Here is a 14,018-nt window from a genome sequence, read left to right on the forward strand (position 1 = left end):
GTGTGCCCAATCACCACAAGTTGCAGCAACCAGCCTGCTTTTCATATGCGGCCCGTGTTACTTCTGGATTTTGTACCATCGCTCGTTTTCCTTGATCTCGTAATGTACCATCCAGTCGTACCGGACTTCCCGGGGCACACCCCAATCGGGCAAGTAACGCCGGATCTCCTCCTGGCTGATACTCCCGCAAAATAATATCGCGCAATCGATGATAAAGGGGATTTTTCAGTCTATTTAATGTGTACCTAGATATAAATCATGGTTTTTGCCCTCAATCCAGCCTTTGAATAACACACCAACCCATTGCCTCCATCCCTTATACTTATAGAAGTGCCTATCACTAGAACATGAATTGCATGAGGAGGCGGAAACTGTGGATGTGAACGCATTTCAGCAGTGGGTCAAGGAGTATTACGAACAGCGGGGCTGGTCGGAGCTCGATATCTTTATCCGGATCGGCTTTTTGGCGGAGGAGACCGGCGAAGTGGCCCGGGCGATTCGGGCGCTTGAAATCGGCCGGGACCGGCCGGATGAGGCCGTGGGTACGTATGACGAGCATAAGCAGGAGCTTGTGGAAGAACTTGGCGACGTGCTGGGGAATCTGATTGTGATCGCCAACAAATACGACATCGGACTGGAGGACATTTTTGCTTCACACCGGGACAAGCTGGTCCATCGCTATAAGCAGGAATGAGGGTAACCCGGACAAAGCGAGAGCTTTAGCCTTGGAATTGAAAAAAGCACACTGTTTATATAGCCTGGGTAAAAATTCAAAAATCCCTTTTCGCATCCGGCGAGAAGGGATTTTTAACACTTTGGTGTTCGGGGTTTGGATAAATGATACGCGGATCATCGAATTCATCATCATTTTGCCTCGCATGGCATATTACATACCGCTGTAATAGACCGGCAGCTCCGAGCGGTTGGCCGCCAGCCACAGCCGATTATCCTTCGTCCAGCGCAGCGGATAGCCGACGCCGGCTTTGAGCGCCTTCCCTTTCAGAATATCGACAATCCATACGTCACGATTGGCCAGTTGGACCGCATACAAACCGGAGGGATTCCCGGATACGGCGGTAAAGCTGGTGATGTCCGTTTCCTTTGCGACCCTTGCGTGCTGAGCTAATATTCGCCTGGCCGCGGCCGGCAGCTTTGGATCGGCTTCGTAGGACGCCCCCTCCCGGTTCAGACGGATATGAAGAACGCCACGGGTTCGGCCCTCCTTATATCCGTCAACAGGGACCGTAACGGTCTCGTTATCGTTCCAGGCTAAAGGATAAATAAACAGGAATCCGTCGCTGTGTGACAAATAGCTCGCTCTCGGAATGTGGAGCAGCTGGTTCCCGTCCCGGTCCAGCACAATCAAGTCGGCATCCGGACCAAACGTGTCGTCCGAAGCGACCAGCAGCGCCACACGGTCGTTGTCAGGTGATGCCGCTATACCGTAGACCGGCCGGGCGGACTCGTACAGCTCCTGGGACACTCCGGATCGGGTATTTACACGGTACAGCTTCAAATGGCCATTGACGGCATAAATCTCGTGCTTGGCAAGCCGGTCCGCATATTGAACATTTAACCCAAAGTCGTTCGTAAACTCCACCTGAGGCGGCGCCCATTTCGGCTGGGATAGCACGCTTATCGAACCGTTCTGCTGCAAAATCGAAGGCAGCCTGCCATTCAAGCTGTACACCAGCATCCCGGGCCCATGCTCCTCCTCATCGTCCCAAACGGGTTGATACGATGATAAGGAATCTAGCGGCCACTCCTGAACGGTCGTTCCGTCCCGGTTCAGAAGGCGCACGCCATAGAACGGCTCCCGCACACCGATCGGATCGATGGCTTTCTGTTCTAAATTCGAAAAGCCTGCAGCGTCCCGATATTGCCCCGGCCCCGTTTGGCTAACCGGGTATGTGCAGCACCCTTCCGAATGGTTGGCAGCTGGTGAGGCGCAGCCTGAGGCGGCGATTGGTAACATCATCAGTAAGGTTAATGCGATGATTGCTTTTTTCATTACGTCACCCCGTCTTGTGCTGAATCCCTTTTTTTGGAACGTCTTATTTCCTAGACGCTAACAGTCCCCCGAAGGTTACGCTTGCTTCTCTTTCAGACGAGCTTGCCGCTGCGAAAACAAAAAAACCTTTCCGTCCATCACGGAAAGGTTTGGTTTTTCAAGATCAAAGTTAAGCCCTGCTGCGAACTTCAAATACAGCAAACTTGAGGTAATGGCCTTCATCGACGCCGAGAATTTGCGGGTGGTCCTTGCCGGCCGCACGCCATTCGATCAGGCGCAAAATTTTGCCGGCATCGGCTGCCGCTTCCTGGATCGTGGCCAGGAACAGGTCCGGGCGCATATGGTACGAGCAGCTGGCCGTGACGAGGTATCCTCCCTCGTTCACCAGCTTCATGCCGTGCAGGTTGATATCCTTATAGCCGCGGCAGGCGCCCTTCACGGCGCTTTTCGTCTTGGCAAAAGCCGGCGGGTCCAAAATAACGACGTCCCACGTCCGGCCGCCCCCTGCGGTCATTTTCTTCGAGGTATCGACCTTCTCCTCGTTCCCTGCGGCCCGCTGCCGCCGTTCCTCCACACCTTTGACCTGATCACGCAAATATTGGAACGCGTCGGCCACAACAAATTCCACACGGTCCTCAAAGCCGTTCAGCACGACGTTTTCCCTGGCGCTCTCAATCGCGTGCTGGGAAATATCGAGGCAGGTGACCTTCTTGGCTCCGTACTTGCAGGCGTTCAGTGTGAAGCTGCCTGTATGCGAAAAGCATTCCAGCACCGTGGCCCCGTCCCAATAAGGAAAGGTGACGACTTTACCGCTTTTGTTCACCGGAAGGCTGACGTGCTCTCCGTCCTGTTCTACTTCCTGCAGCATAATCCCGCTGCGGCCTCCCCAGCCGGTCATCAGCGGAGCGATCGAAGCCCGGTTTTCCCGCTGGTCGAAGAAATAGCCCGTTTTCTGGCCTTCTTCAATGTCGACCTTTACGAATAGACCGTTCTCCGTCACGGTCACGTGGCGCGGGCATTCCCCGTACAGCGGTCCCTTGGTCTGCTCAAGCCCTTCCAGCTCGCGCACGGGAACGTCGCTGCGTTCATAGATTCCCTGCGGGCTCAGCACCTCGACCAGCGCGTCGACGATGTCCGTACGATGCACGTCCATGCCCAGCGTCAGCAGCTGCACGACCAGCACATCGCCGAAGCGGTCCACGATCAGCCCGGGAAGAAAATCCGCTTCCCCATACACGAGGCGGTAAGCATTATCGCCTTTCAGGAAACGCTCCCGGTGCTCAAGGCAGCCGCGGAAGCGTTCGGCAAAGAAGGCACGGTCCATCGTCTCGACGGGATGGTACGAGATGACCCGGACTGTAATTTGCGAGGCCGGATTGTAATAGCCCGTGGCCAGGTACCGCCCTTGATGATTGACCACATTCACGAGGTCGCCCGGCTCCGGGCTGCCCTCCACCGAGGCAATTTCATTGTTGTAAATCCAGGGATGCCCCTGTTCCAGCCGCTTCTTCCGGCTGCGCTCCAATACGACCGATGCCAATCGATTCACTCCTTCAACGTTTCAAAAATGGATATATGGATTCCGGCAAGTCCCCGGCTGAAGCCCCTCTTGGAGTCATGGTTGTCCAGGGTTGGACATATACGTAACTATGGTTGACTCCATAAACAACCCCAAGGAGGACTTACCACGTGTTTCAAACTGTCGTGTTTCCCGTCGTGTACGGGTTTGTTATTTTTATGGCCGGCATGAAGGTGATGGAGGCTGCCCTCGGCAAATGGGCAGGGCCCCTCCTGTCCGCCTTCCTGCAAAAGGCTACCGCTTCGCCGCTGAAGGGGCTCCTCTTCAGCACAGGCATCACGGCCGTCCTGCAGAGCAGCACTGCCGTCACCGTCATAACGATGGGCCTGGTCAATGCCGGGCTGCTGACGTACGAACGCACCCTCGGCATTATACTCGGCAGCAACATCGGCACCTGCCTGACCACCGAGCTGATCGGCCTGCAGATCGGACGGATCGCCCTGCCGCTCTTGACCGTCTCCCTGATCGTGTGGGCGGCCGCCGTCATTTTCAGCGAGAGCTCACCGCCGGGAATCCGCCGCATTCAGCACCTGATGATGCCCGTCCAGTTTCTGTCGCTGGCCATCGCCGGCTTTGCCCTGGTCATGCTGGGCATCCGCGTCATGCAGAAGATCGGTCCGGCCCTGGAGCAGTCCGGTCTGTTCGGCTGGTTCCTGGACCGCGCAGCCGACAGCGTATGGTGGGGCATTGCCGCCGGCGCGGTACTGACCGCCCTGATGCACAGCAGCGCCGCCGTCATCGGCCTGGCGATCGCTCTGGCCTCCTCGGGAACGCTGCCGGTCGACGTCGGCATCGCCATCGTGCTCGGCGCGAACGTCGGCACCTGCGTGACCGCGGTTCTCGCCTCCATCGGCAGCTCCGCCTCTGGCCGGTTCGTCGCCTGGACCCATGTGGTTCTGAACGTCGGCGGAGCCCTCGTCTTCATGCCCTTGATTCCGCAGCTGCACTGGGCCGTGGCGGCCATCACCGGCAGTGAAGGCGCACAAATCGCCCACGCGCAGACGCTGTTTAATGTGATCAGCTCCCTGGCCGCTCTACCTCTATGCTACCTGCCGATCTGGAAAAAAGCCGCACACGCCTGAGTGTATAGTTCACCCTTAAGCGCTTGGTAGGAGGACAGTCCCTCAGGCCGACCTATGATAAGTCTTAAACCTCGATGCCGAGCAGGGACAGCCCTCTCCGCACGATCCGGTCATTATTATCATACCCGTTCTGATCCTGCCGGAGCCATGCCTCCAGCGGCTCATACCAGGCCACACCGCTGATCTCCTCCACCTGAGGCCGATGCGATCCGCCGACCGCCTCCACCAGGTAATAATGAACTTCTTTTTGAACCTGGCCATGAATCGGATGGTTGTACGTATACTTAATGATGTCCACGGGGGAAATGATGCTGCCGATAATGCCCGTCTCTTCCTCGATTTCGCGCAGCGCGGTCTGCTCAACGGTTTCGCCCGGCTCCATTTTGCCTTTGGCCATCGAAATTTTGCCGTAGCGGTCCAGAATCAGCTGAATCTCCAGCCGGCCGCCGATGCGGCGGAACACGACGCCTCCTGCCGATATTTCCTTCCTCATCACCCGCTCCTCCTCCTCATGCCATAGTACAAACAAGGATTTCACCTCCGGTGCTGCCGGAAATGAAATCCTTGCCATTCGCCCAAGATCCCGCAATGCACAGGGACCTTGCTATATACAAATTAAACCGCTTGTCCCGGTCTTTCGTCCAGCACACGCACCAGCTGGCCTTCGCACTCGTGAACGCCGGCTTTGGTCAGCTTAACGCGGCACAGCTTGCCTTGCAGGTCTTCCGGACCGTCAAAGATCAGCTGCAGATAGTTATCGCTGAAGCCGTGCATTTTGCCTGGACCATGGGTTCCTTTCGAAGTGCCTTCCGGAATGACGTCCAGCACCTGGCCGACGAATTTTTGGGCATACGCCAACTGCATCTGCTCGGACAGCGCGATCAATTCGCGCACCCGCGCATGCTTCACTTCCTCGCTCACCTGGTCGGTCATCCGCGCGGCCGGCGTGCCGTTCCGCTGGGAATACGGGAAGACGTGCATTTCCGAGAACCCGATCGCCTTCATCAGTTCATAACCGTTCCGGAACATTTCGTCCGTTTCGCCCGGGAACCCGACGATAACGTCCGTCGTAATGCCGACATCCGGCATCGCCTGGCGGATCAGCTGCATTTTGTTGTAAAACTCTTCTGTCGTATACTTGCGGCGCATCCGCTTGAGCACAGTGTCATCCCCCGCTTGCAGCGGAATGTGCAGGTGGCGGCACATTTTCGAGGAACGGTTCAGCACGTCGAGCATCCGCTCGTCGATTTGGCTAGCCTCGATGGAGCTGATGCGTACGCGTTCCAGCCCGTCCACCTTGTCGAGATCCCACAGCAGGTCCGACAGGCGGTAGCTGTCCAGATCGTCGCCGTAGCCGCCGGTATGGATGCCGGTCAGGACGATTTCCTTGTATCCCGCTTCCACCAGCTGGTGCGCCTGGTTCACGATGCTCTTCGGATCACGGCTGCGTGAAAGCCCGCGCGACCATGGGATGATGCAAAACGTGCAGAAGTTGTTGCAGCCGTCCTGGATTTTCAGAAACGCCCGGGTTCTGTCGGCAAAATCAGGAACGTCCATTTCTTCAAATACGCGCGTCTTCATAATGTTGCGGACCGCATTGATCGGCTCGCGGGACTGGCGGATTTGATTCACGTACGGAATGATTTTATCCCGATCCTGGTTCCCGATGACGAGGTCAACCCCGGGAATGTCCAAAATTTCGGCCGGCGAGGTCTGCGCATAGCAGCCCGTCACGGCGACGATCGCTTCCGGATTTTGGCGCACGGCGCGGCGGATGATCTGCCGGCTCTTCTTATCGCCTGTATTGGTTACGGTGCAGGTATTAATTAAATAAACGTCTGCGTTTTGTTCGAAATCCACCTGCTCGTAGCCTTCATTTTTAAACAGCTGCCAAATGGCCTCTGTATCGTAAAAATTCACTTTACAGCCCAACGTATAAAATGCAACGGATGGCATGTTCAAGCTCCCCCCATTTCTCCGGATTCATAAAGTATGCAGGCCAGGGCAACCATACCCGCCGTCTCACAGCGCAGGATTCTCCGTCCCAGGCCGATGCTGACCGCGCCGGCTTCCTCCGCCGCCCGGCACTCCTCTTCGCTGAAGCCACCTTCCGGCCCCACGATCAGAAGCACCTGCAGGCCTGCGGCAGCGCCGGTCTTCTCTATCCAAGGCTTCACTGCATCCCGCAGCTGAAGACCGTGTTCTTTCTCATAGCAGAAATATACCGCATCATACGCCGAAAACGAAGCCAGCAGGTTTTTCCAATGGATCGGATAACCGACCTCGGGCACCCGGTTGCGGTGGCTCTGTTCAGCCGCCTCTTTGGCGATTTTGCTCCAGCGGACGATGCGCTTCTCTTCCTTCTTGGCATCGTACTGCACGATGGTTCGCTCCGACAAAAAAGGAACAAATGCCGCCGCACCGATCTCGGTGCATTTCTGGATCACCGTCTCCATCTTGTCTCCTTTAGGGAGGCTCTGCGCAATAGTGACTTTAACCCGCGGCTCCTGGGTCATCGCCAGCATCTCGACGACAGCGGTGGTGACAACCCCCTGGTCGATCGACCGGATTTCCACCAGCGCTTCCCGCTCGCGGCCGTCGCTGACGATAAAGGTGTCCCCTTCTTTGCCGCGCATAACCTTGGCGATATGCCGTGCATCCTCACCGGTAATCTCGACGGTATCGCCTTTAAACTGCTCCTGTGATACAAAATATCTCTGCACCTTTATCAACATCCTATTTCCAAAATCACAAACTTCATCATACAACTTTTAGGTTCGCATGACCAGACCCTATTCAACAAGCGAATACGGCCTCGAACGTTCGCGTTCCCGCTCCGATTATATCGACACGCCGAACAATTTCAGGAAGGAGAACACGAACTGGTAGTTGATGCTGTTAGCCCACATATATAGCGGACTGATCGTATACATCTGCAGCACCGGAATGAACAGAATCAGCAGGAAAATAAAGATGGACCACTGCTCAAACTGCTGCAGCTTAATCCGTACCCGCGGCGGAACGATATCTTCGACGATGCGGTATCCGTCCAGCGGCGGAAGCGGGATAAGGTTGAATAAGAACAGGAAAAAGTTCATGAAGCAGAAATAGCGCAAAAACGTCGTGATCGCGAACAGCAGCCTTTCGTTCGTAATCCCGTCCAGCACCCCCGTGGCGATCAGGAGGGCGTAAACAAACGCCCCGATGATACCCAGAACGAAGTTGCTCAGCGGCCCCGCCGCCGACACGACCACGCCCATGAGGCGGGGATTTTTGAAGTTGTCGCGGTTGACCGGGACTGGTCTGGCCCAGCCAAACCCTGCGATCACCAGCAGCAGGACGCCGAGAAAATCGAAGTGAACCGCCGGATTCAGCGTCACCCTGCCCAGCAGTTTGGCTGTAGGATCTCCAAATTTATAGGCAAAATACGCATGCGAAAATTCATGCACCGTAAAGGCGATCACCAGCACGATCAGGACAAACGGAAGCTCCTCCAGCGGAAACCTGAGAATATTGTTCAGAAAATCCATCACGACCTCTTTCTCGCGACAAAGGCTACCCAGTCTTCGTCACGGCAAACGTCCTCGATCTCAAACCCGGAGTCCTTCAGCGCCTGCTGAACGACGTCTTCCTTATTTTTGTAGATGCCTGAGGCAATGTAGACGCCTCCCGGCTCGAGCGCACGGTACACGTCGTCGATAAAGAGCAGAATGATTTCGGCCAAAATATTGGCGACGATCACCTGGACCGGCAGGGTAACGCCAAGATCTTCGCGCTGATCAGCGCTTAACAGGGACAGCAGATCGCTTTCCTTGACCGTAATCTGATGATCCAGCATGCCGTTCAATTGGCTGTTTTCCTTGGCGCTAGACACCGCCACCGGATCCAGGTCCAGCGCAAGCACATGCTTCGCGCCGAGCAGGACGGCGCCAATTGCCAAAATGCCGGAGCCCGTTCCGACGTCGATGACTTCCTCCCCACCCTGGATGACCTTCTCCAGCGTGCGCAGGCAAAGCGCCGTCGTCGGATGGGTTCCTGTGCCGAACGCCATTCCGGGATCGAGCTCGATGATTTTCTCCGCCTCGCTCGCCGGCGTGTAGTCCTCCCAGGTCGGCTTGATCGTCAGCCGCTCCGATACCTTCAACGGTTTAAAGTAAGCTTTCCATGCGGTAGCCCAATCGTCCTCATCCACTGTCTTGAGCTCGTAGCGCAGTTCTCCCGTGTCAATTCCGTACTCATGCAGCTGCCCGATCCGTTCCTTAACCTCGGCAATGATCTGCTCCACAGGGGACTCCTCGGAAAAATACCCTTTGATTTCCGCCTGTCCCTCCGGAATATCGTTGAGAGGCATCTCGTACCATTGCCCGAACGACGTATCCCGTTTCTTGTTCAGGGTTCCCGACTCTTCGATGGATACACCGCCGGCGCCGGCCTCATGCAAAAAATTTGAAATCATTTCCACGGCTTCTTCCGTGGTATGTATTGTAAATTCATGCCATAACATAATTCGTTAAATTCCTCCTCGACCTATGCATAAGTACCATTGTACTATACATCGGCGGCCGAGTACAAAATTTAGGGCCCCCGCTAACAAAAAAACCGCAGGTCCGCATCGCGCTTCCCCACGGTTTTATGCATTCTTAATCTTCATCCGTCCAGCCGGTATCCATTTTGCGGAGCTGACGCTCGTCAGCCTCCTCGCTGCGGCGGAGCGCTTCCACATCGTCCGCATCGGCCAGTACGCCTGAGAACTCGACGTCCTCGTTTTTCATCGACATCAGTTCCTTGATTTTTTCCGTCTTGGTCATGATTTTGCCTTTTTTATCGCGGCTAGCCATCAAGCTCCCATCCTTTCCTTGAACGAACTATTCACCTTTAGAAAATATTACGATCCCACTATCGCGCCTAGACGAAGCCGCCGGCTTCCTCGACGATTCTCCTTGCCTTCTCGAACGATTCTTCCTCGACCACAACGCTCAGAATGATATCACGGCCGGTCGGCCCTCCCTGTCCGCCGTCGCTCATCCCGCTTGCGGATGGATCGGCTGCGGCCAGGATGGAGACATCCTTATCGCTGTATGTTGTGCCATAGGTCACAGACGTCAGGCTGGACATACCACCCGTAAATGGGCCGGAGCTGTACATCGAAGCCCCAGGAAACCGGCTGAAGCGGTCGATGGACAGGTCCACCACCCGCAGGGCGCGCAGCTTTTTGGCTACGCCCTCAGCTTCTTCCGGACTTTTAAAATAGGCCAGAATGCTCTTTTCAGACACTTGCTTCACCTGCTTTTTATATGGATTAAGCGTTTACGGCTGCTCACGTGCGGTTTTAGGCTGTGCAAGCACGGTCCCTTTTATGCGCAGGAAACAACCTGGCCGGGAACTGGATACGTCTATGGGTTTGCATGCAAAAAAAGCCCGGCCGCCACGGCCGGACTTTCTAAATACGATCCATCTTCCTGAAGGTTATCGGAAGATGTCTTACCTATATACTGCAATTGCGCGGTTACTCCCCGCGGAACGCTTTTTTCATGCGGTCAAAAAAAGACTGCTCCTGCTCATGCGTCTGCTCGCCGTCCATGGAGGCAAACTGGCGCAGCAGGTCCTTCTGCTCGTCACTGAGCTTGCTAGGCGTAACGACGACGACCTTCACGTGCTGGTCGCCCTGTCCGATGCCGCGTAAACGCGGAACGCCTTTTCCTTTGAGCCGGAAGAACGTACCCGTTTGCGTACCGGCCGGAATTTTCAGCTTGACCTTCTCGGTCAGCGTCGGGATCTCGATCTCGTCGCCGAGCGCCGCCTGGGCAAACGTGAGCGGAACCTCACAGTAAATATCGTCGCCTTCCCGCTCAAAGAAGTCGTGAGGCTTCACGCGGATGACGATGTACAAGTCGCCCGACGGGCCGCCCCGCAGACCGCCTTCCCCTTCGCCGGTCATGCGCAGCTGTGCGCCGTCGTCCACGCCCGCAGGAATGCGCACGTGAATTTTGCGCTGCTTTTTCACTTTGCCGCTGCCGTGGCAGGTCGTACATTTGTCCTTGATGATTTGACCCGTACCGTTACAGTTGGAGCAGGTACGACGGTTGACCATCCGTCCGAACGGCGTGTTCTGGACGACTTCCTGCTGCCCGCTGCCGTGGCAGACGGAACAGGTTTGCGGCTTCGTTCCCGGTTTGGCTCCCGAGCCGTGGCAAGTGTCACAGTTTTCGGTTCTAGGAATGGTAATATCCGATTCCTTGCCGAATACCGCCTCCTTGAACTCGATCGTCATCGTATACTGCAGGTCGTTCCCCCGCTGCGGCGCGTTCGGGTCACGGCGTCCTCCGCCCCCGAAGAACATGTCGAAGATATCGCCGATGCCGCCGAAATCCGCACCGGAGAATCCTCCGCCCATGCCCTGGTTCGGATCGATATGGCCGTACTGGTCGTAGGTCGCACGCTTCTGCCCGTCGCTGAGCACATCATAGGCTTCCTTGACCTCTTTGAACTTGGCCTCGGCGTCATCCGCCTTGTTCACGTCTGGGTGATACTGCCTGGCCAGCTTCCGGTAAGCTTTTTTGATATCATCATCCGAAGCGTCCTTACCGACGCCCAGGACTTCATAATAGTCACGTTTTTCAGCCACTCTTCCACCCCCAATATTTCAGTCATGCTCCGGTTCATGGACAAAAGGAAAGCCAAAGCAGCGGGATGCCCCGGCTTTGACTTCCCTATTCCTGAACATAACTTTCTATAGGTTAACCTTGATTTTTGTCCTCGTCAACAACCTCGTAGTCCGCGTCAACGACATTGTCCTTCTTCGCGGAGCCTGCTGCGCCGTCGGCATTGCCTTCGCCGCCTTGAGCCTGCTGCGCCTGAGCAGCCTGCTCATACAGCTTAACGGACAGCTGCTGCACGATTTCGGTCAGCTCTTCGGTAGCGGATTTGATCTGCTCCAGGTCGTCGGAGTCGATAGCCGCTTTGACTTTGTCCTTCGCCGCATTGGCCTTTTCGACTTCGGAAGCGTCGACTTTGTCGCCAAGGTCCTTAATTGTCTTTTCTGTGGAGTATACGAGCTGGTCGGCGTTGTTCTTCGCTTCGATCAGTTCTTTACGCTGACGGTCTTCCTCGGCATGTGCCTCGGCGTCCTTCATCATGCGTTCCACTTCGTCGTCGCTGAGACCGCTCGAAGAAGTAATCGTAATCTTCTGCGTTTTGTTCGTTCCTTTATCGGTAGCCGATACGTTCACGATACCGTTGGCGTCGATGTCGAATGTAACTTCGATTTGCGGTACGCCGCGAGGTGCTGGCGGAATGTCGCCCAGGATAAAGCGTCCGAGCGTTTTGTTGCCCGCCGCCATTTGGCGTTCGCCCTGCAGTACGTGGATTTCAACGCTTGGCTGGTTATCCGCATACGTCGAGAAAATTTGCGATTTGCTGGTTGGGATCGTCGTGTTGCGCTCGATCATTTTCGTAAATACGCCGCCTGCGGTTTCGATACCGAGGGAAAGCGGAGTTACGTCGAGAAGCACGACGTCTTTGACGTCGCCTGTCAGCACGCCGGCTTGCACCGCGGCACCGAGGGCAACCACTTCGTCCGGGTTAACGCCTTTATGAGGCTCTTTGCCGGTCAGACGCTTGATCGCTTCCTGTACGGCCGGAATCCGCGTGGAACCGCCGACAAGGACGATCTTGTCGATGTCGCTGGAGCTCATGCCCGCATCGCTGAGCGCTTGACGGGTTGGTCCAAGAGTACGTTCCACCAGGTCGGCAGACAGCTCTTCGAATTTGGCACGGGTCAGGTTAACCTCCAAGTGCTGAGGTACGCCGTCCGCCACCGTAATAAACGGCAGGGAGATCGTCGTCGTCAGAACGCCGGACAATTCCTTTTTCGCTTTTTCCGCAGCGTCTTTCAGACGTTGAACTGCCGCTTTGTCCTTGCTCAGGTCGATGCCTTGGTCCTTCTTAAATTCGCTTACGAGGTAATCGATGATCACTTGGTCGAAGTCGTCGCCGCCGAGGTGGTTGTCCCCGCTCGTCGCTTTAACTTCGAAGAAGCCGTCGCCCAGCTCCAGGATCGAAACGTCAAACGTACCGCCGCCAAGGTCGTATACGAGGATCGTTTGATCTTCCGCTTTTTCCAGACCGTAAGCGAGAGCCGCAGCTGTCGGCTCGTTGACGATCCGCAGCACTTCCAGACCGGCGATTTTACCGGCGTCCTTGGTCGCTTGGCGCTGGCTGTCATTAAAGTATGCCGGAACCGTAATAACCGCTTGGGTTACCGGTTGGCCCAAATAAGCCTCGGCATCGGATTTCAGCTTTTGCAGAATCATTGCGGAAATTTCTTGAGGCGTAAACTCTTTGCCGTCAATCGTTTCCTTATGGTTTGTACCCATGTGGCGTTTGATCGAAATGATGGTACGGTCAGGGTTCGTAATGGACTGGCGCTTTGCCGTTTCGCCGACGATGCGCTCGCCGTCTTTCTTGAAGCCGACAACCGAAGGGGTCGTACGCGCGCCTTCCGGATTCGGGATAACGACAGCCTCGCCGCCTTCCATGACGGCTACGCAGGAGTTAGTCGTACCAAGGTCAATACCAATAACTTTACTCATGTATGGTTTCCTCCTCTGGGATATAAGAAATGGTGGATCAATACTTATATGTTAAACAGCAGGGATTTACATGCTGACTTTAACCATGGCTGGACGAAGCACTTTGTCTTTCAGCATATAGCCTTTTTGCACTTCCTCAACGACGATGCCTTCCTCGTATTCATCGCTTTCCACCTGCATGATGGCTTGATGATATTCCGGATTAAACGGCTCGCCGACGGTAACCATAGCCTGCAGCCCTTCCGCTTGAAGCACGCCTTCCAATTGGCGGAAAATCATGCTTACACCTTTCGTAAAGGACTCCATTTCGCTGCCTTCGCCGGCAGCGGCGAGAGCCCGTTCGAAATTATCCACGACAGGCAGCAGCTCGGTCACGAGTTTAGTGGATGCATACTTGGCCAGGTCCTCTTTTTCCTTCTGGGTCCGTTTGCGGAAATTGTCGAAGTCGGCCTGCGTACGGATGGCACGCTGCTGATAATCGTCAGCCAGCCCCTGCAGACGCTCCACTTCGCTCTTCAGAGCAGCAGGGTCCAATGCTTCATTCTCCGCAGCCGTCCCTTCAGAAGCATCCTCCGAAGCTGTCTCGCCAGCTTGGCTTACCTCCGCCTCGGCTGTATGTTCATTCACTTCTTCATTTGTTTGTTGGTTCAATTCGTTTTCACTGTCTTGAAATGGTTGGTTTTCGTTCAAGATGTCTTCACCTCCTTGGTAAACTGATCATGCTTTTGTTCATCGGTTCATGCGGTCCCGAAGAA

At 55.5% G+C, this 14,018-nt stretch carries 14 protein-coding genes; 2 read left to right on the top strand and 12 right to left on the bottom strand.

All coding sequences use genetic code 11. The features are described 5' to 3' along the window. Nucleotides 1–373 precede the first annotated feature (373 nt). Complete coding sequence (locus GCU45_RS06960) at nt 374–694, top strand: MazG nucleotide pyrophosphohydrolase domain-containing protein (protein WP_116229490.1); 321 nt, start codon at nt 374–376, stop codon at nt 692–694. Between the two features lie 192 nt (nt 695–886). Here GCU45_RS06960 and GCU45_RS06965 read toward each other — a convergent pair whose 3' ends face one another. Both GCU45_RS06965 and GCU45_RS06970 read right to left on the bottom strand, forming a co-directional pair. Then, on the bottom strand, nt 887–2,011 hold the full coding sequence (locus tag GCU45_RS06965) for a hypothetical protein (protein WP_152398457.1): 1,125 nt from the start codon (nt 2,009–2,011) through the stop codon (nt 887–889). 169 nt (nt 2,012–2,180) lie between these two features. Continuing rightward, nucleotides 2,181–3,551: a class I SAM-dependent rRNA methyltransferase gene (locus GCU45_RS06970; protein WP_152398458.1), complete on the bottom strand. Its 1,371-nt coding sequence runs from the start codon at nt 3,549–3,551 to the stop codon at nt 2,181–2,183. Nucleotides 3,552–3,700: 149 nt separating this feature from the next. Between GCU45_RS06970 and GCU45_RS06975 the strand changes: the two genes are divergently transcribed. Continuing rightward, a complete protein-coding gene (locus tag GCU45_RS06975; RefSeq protein ID WP_145131658.1) occupies nt 3,701–4,672 on the top strand; it encodes a Na/Pi cotransporter family protein in 972 nt (323 codons plus the stop codon). Between the two features lie 64 nt (nt 4,673–4,736). Here the strand turns inward: GCU45_RS06975 and GCU45_RS06980 are convergent, their stop codons facing one another. The 10 genes from GCU45_RS06980 to grpE all read right to left on the bottom strand — a co-directional run bounded on the left by GCU45_RS06980 (nt 4,737) and on the right by grpE (nt 13,953). After that, nucleotides 4,737–5,165, bottom strand: coding sequence for an NUDIX hydrolase (locus GCU45_RS06980; RefSeq protein ID WP_152402864.1), 429 nt, complete (start codon nt 5,163–5,165; stop codon nt 4,737–4,739). Nucleotides 5,166–5,287: 122 nt separating this feature from the next. Then, the gene (gene mtaB / locus GCU45_RS06985) at nt 5,288–6,628 is read right to left on the bottom strand and encodes a tRNA (N(6)-L-threonylcarbamoyladenosine(37)-C(2))-methylthiotransferase MtaB (protein WP_145023540.1); all 1,341 of its coding nucleotides are present in this window, start codon (nt 6,626–6,628) and stop codon (nt 5,288–5,290) included. A 2-nt stretch (nt 6,629–6,630) separates the two neighbouring features. Continuing rightward, nucleotides 6,631–7,395, bottom strand: a complete 765-nt coding sequence (locus GCU45_RS06990) for a 16S rRNA (uracil(1498)-N(3))-methyltransferase (protein ID WP_152398459.1) — start codon at nt 7,393–7,395, stop codon at nt 6,631–6,633. A gap of 117 nt (nt 7,396–7,512) precedes the next feature. Beyond that, complete coding sequence (locus tag GCU45_RS06995; protein ID WP_145131653.1) at nt 7,513–8,202, bottom strand: site-2 protease family protein; 690 nt, start codon at nt 8,200–8,202, stop codon at nt 7,513–7,515. Next, nucleotides 8,202–9,176, bottom strand: a complete 975-nt coding sequence (gene prmA, locus GCU45_RS07000) for a 50S ribosomal protein L11 methyltransferase (protein ID WP_152398460.1) — start codon at nt 9,174–9,176, stop codon at nt 8,202–8,204. The genes GCU45_RS06995 and prmA overlap by 1 nt, the downstream gene beginning before the upstream one ends. Nucleotides 9,177–9,312: 136 nt before the next feature. After that, nucleotides 9,313–9,510, bottom strand: coding sequence for a YfhD family protein (locus GCU45_RS07005; protein ID WP_076169781.1), 198 nt, complete (start codon nt 9,508–9,510; stop codon nt 9,313–9,315). Between the two features lie 67 nt (nt 9,511–9,577). Continuing rightward, on the bottom strand, nt 9,578–9,946 hold the full coding sequence (locus tag GCU45_RS07010) for a hypothetical protein (protein WP_152398461.1): 369 nt from the start codon (nt 9,944–9,946) through the stop codon (nt 9,578–9,580). 232 nt (nt 9,947–10,178) lie between these two features. Next, complete coding sequence (gene dnaJ, locus GCU45_RS07015) at nt 10,179–11,297, bottom strand: molecular chaperone DnaJ (RefSeq protein ID WP_105444488.1); 1,119 nt, start codon at nt 11,295–11,297, stop codon at nt 10,179–10,181. Nucleotides 11,298–11,409: 112 nt separating this feature from the next. Further along, on the bottom strand, nt 11,410–13,263 hold the full coding sequence (dnaK, locus tag GCU45_RS07020; RefSeq protein ID WP_076169778.1) for a molecular chaperone DnaK: 1,854 nt from the start codon (nt 13,261–13,263) through the stop codon (nt 11,410–11,412). 66 nt (nt 13,264–13,329) lie between these two features. Continuing rightward, complete coding sequence (grpE, locus tag GCU45_RS07025) at nt 13,330–13,953, bottom strand: nucleotide exchange factor GrpE (protein ID WP_152398462.1); 624 nt, start codon at nt 13,951–13,953, stop codon at nt 13,330–13,332. Nucleotides 13,954–14,018 lie beyond the last annotated feature (65 nt).

This window comes from Paenibacillus cellulositrophicus, assembly GCF_009363095.1.
In the GTDB taxonomy this organism is placed as follows: Bacteria; Bacillota; Bacilli; order Paenibacillales; family Paenibacillaceae; genus Paenibacillus_AQ; species Paenibacillus_AQ favisporus.